Here is a 2,500-nt window from a genome sequence, read left to right as displayed (position 1 = left end):
GGACCCATTTATGTAACATTCTTTTGTCTAATACACGTGGTAGCGGAGCGTTCTGTTCATAAACTCTGACCTTATCAGCACCCTTTGGGGTGTTGGGCAGGTTAAGGGTTTTGCTTTGAAGCTGTTCTGTAAGGAGCAGTGGAGCGTTCAGAAGTGAGAATGTTGACATGAGTAGCGATAAACAGGGTGAGAGACCCTGTCGCCGAAAGTCCAAGGGTTCCTGCTTAAAGCTAATCTGAGCAGGGTAAGCCGACCCCTAAGGCGAGGCCGAAAGGCGTAGTCGATGGGAATCCGGTTAATATTCCGGAGCCAGGAGGATTGTGACGGTTCGCAGGTGTAGTTCACTCTTATCGGATTGAGTGGGCTGCTGAGCGGATCCTGGAAATAGCCCTCCATAAGATCGTACCCGAAACCGACACAGGTGGACTGGTAGAGCATACCAAGGCGCTTGAGAGAACTGCATTGAAGGAACTCGGCAAAATACCTCCGTAAGTTCGCGAGAAGGAGGCCCAGTTTCTACGCAAGTATAGACTGGGGGCACAAACCAGGGGGTGGCGACTGTTTACTAAAAACACAGGGCTCTGCGAAGTCGCAAGACGACGTATAGGGTCTGACGCCTGCCCGGTGCCGGAAGGTTAAAAGGAGATGTGAGAGCGTCGAATTGAAGCCCCGGTAAACGGCGGCCGTAACTATAACGGTCCTAAGGTAGCGAAATTCCTTGTCGGGTAAGTTCCGACCTGCACGAATGGCGTAACGACTTCCCCGCTGTCTCCAATGCAGACTCAGCGAAATTGAATTCCCCGTGAAGATGCGGGGTTCCTGCGGTCAGACGGAAAGACCCCGTGCACCTTTACTACAGCTTCACACTGGCATTAGGTCAGGCATGTGCAGGATAGGTGGTAGGCTTTGAACCAGTGACGCCAGTCATTGGGGAGCCTCCCTTGAGATACCACCCCTGTCTGTCTTGATGTCTAACCGCGGTCCGTTATCCGGATCCGGGACCCTGTGTGGCGGGTAGTTTGACTGGGGCGGTCGCCTCCTAAAGAGTAACGGAGGCGCGCGATGGTGGGCTCAGGTTGGTCGGAAATCAACCGTCGAGTGCAATGGCATAAGCCCGCCTGACTGCGAGACTGACAAGTCGAGCAGAGACGAAAGTCGGTCATAGTGATCCGGTGGTTCCACGTGGGTGGGCCATCGCTCAACGGATAAAAGGTACGCCGGGGATAACAGGCTGATACTGCCCAAGAGTCCATATCGACGGCAGTGTTTGGCACCTCGATGTCGGCTCATCTCATCCTGGGGCTGGAGCAGGTCCCAAGGGTACGGCTGTTCGCCGTTTAAAGAGGTACGTGAGCTGGGTTTAGAACGTCGTGAGACAGTTCGGTCCCTATCTGCCGTGGGTGTAGGAGACTTGAGAGGAGTTGCCCCTAGTACGAGAGGACCGGGGTGAACGTTCCACTGGTGGACCAGTTGTCGTGCCAACGGCAGTGCTGGGTAGCTATGAACGGACAGGATAACCGCTGAAAGCATCTAAGCGGGAAGCCCCCCTCAAAACCAGGTCTCCCTGAGGGCCGTGGAAGACCACCACGTCGATAGGCCGGAGATGTAAGCGCAGTAATGCGTTCAGTTGACCGGTACTAATTGCCCGATAGGCTTGATTCCGATCCAGTAGAGTGATGACGAGCGACCCCCGCTTGCGGGGCAGCGCACCCACCACAAAACCGACGAAATCATTGACCACACCGATCAGATCGAAAGACACGTCTCGTGTAAGACAAGGAAGCCGTAAGGCTTCCGACGTCGAACCCTAAGACAAGGAAGCCGTAAGGCTTCCGACGTCTTCTCTGGTCTTACCCGGTTTGGTGGTCACAGCGTGAGCGAAACACCCGATCCCATCCCGAACTCGGCCGTTAAGCGCCACCGCGCCGATGGTACTGCGTCTCAAGACGTGGGAGAGTAGGTCACCGCCAAACCTGATAAGATCAGAGAATTTGCTCTAGAACGATAAAATACTCGGTGCGCAGCACCCATGCTTTGGCGCGGGATGGAGCAGCCCGGTAGCTCGTCAGGCTCATAACCTGAAGGTCGTAGGTTCAAATCCTACTCCCGCAACCAACGCCTCGCACTCATCTGGGTTAAACTCAGACAAACCAACAGTGAGTGCAGGCTTGTCGCGACCGGAAGCGACAGATAGAATACCCGCCAAATCGCCAACAAGATCAATAATAGGCATACCACGCTCCACCGAGGGCGTCAGAACGATTGCCTCAATTGTAGTGGTTCAGATGTGATCTGACAGTTGGCCGTTTTTCTGGCGGCGTCTGTCAGGTGAAGTTCAGTTCACGGACTTTTCCTGCCAGATTTCTTTCCCGTCCACTGCTCGGCAGGCGATTGCAAAGCAATCTGCCGAGAGGGGATCATAGTTTCGATGGGTGTTCTGCCGCAACACATTTTGCCCTGATGCGTGCGCTCGTGGTTGTAATGGTGCAGCCATTCATCC

At 54.6% G+C, this 2,500-nt stretch carries 1 tRNA gene and 2 rRNA genes (1 of these 3 cut by a window edge); all 3 read left to right on the top strand.

Features of this window, described 5'->3' with window-relative positions:
- A 23S ribosomal RNA gene (locus ACW9UQ_RS18015) occupies window positions 1-1,662 on the top strand; it begins 1,579 nt to the left of the window's first position.
- A gap of 196 nt (window positions 1,663-1,858) precedes the next feature.
- Window positions 1,859-1,973: ribosomal RNA gene (rrf, locus tag ACW9UQ_RS18010) — 5S ribosomal RNA — on the top strand.
- 65 nt (window positions 1,974-2,038) lie between these two features.
- Window positions 2,039-2,115, top strand: a tRNA-Met gene (locus ACW9UQ_RS18005).
- Window positions 2,116-2,500: the final 385 nt, after the last annotated feature.

This window comes from Halovulum sp. GXIMD14793 (assembly GCF_054457435.1).
Note: the sequence above shows the minus strand (reverse complement) of the source record. Positions and strands in the feature narration are given on the sequence as shown.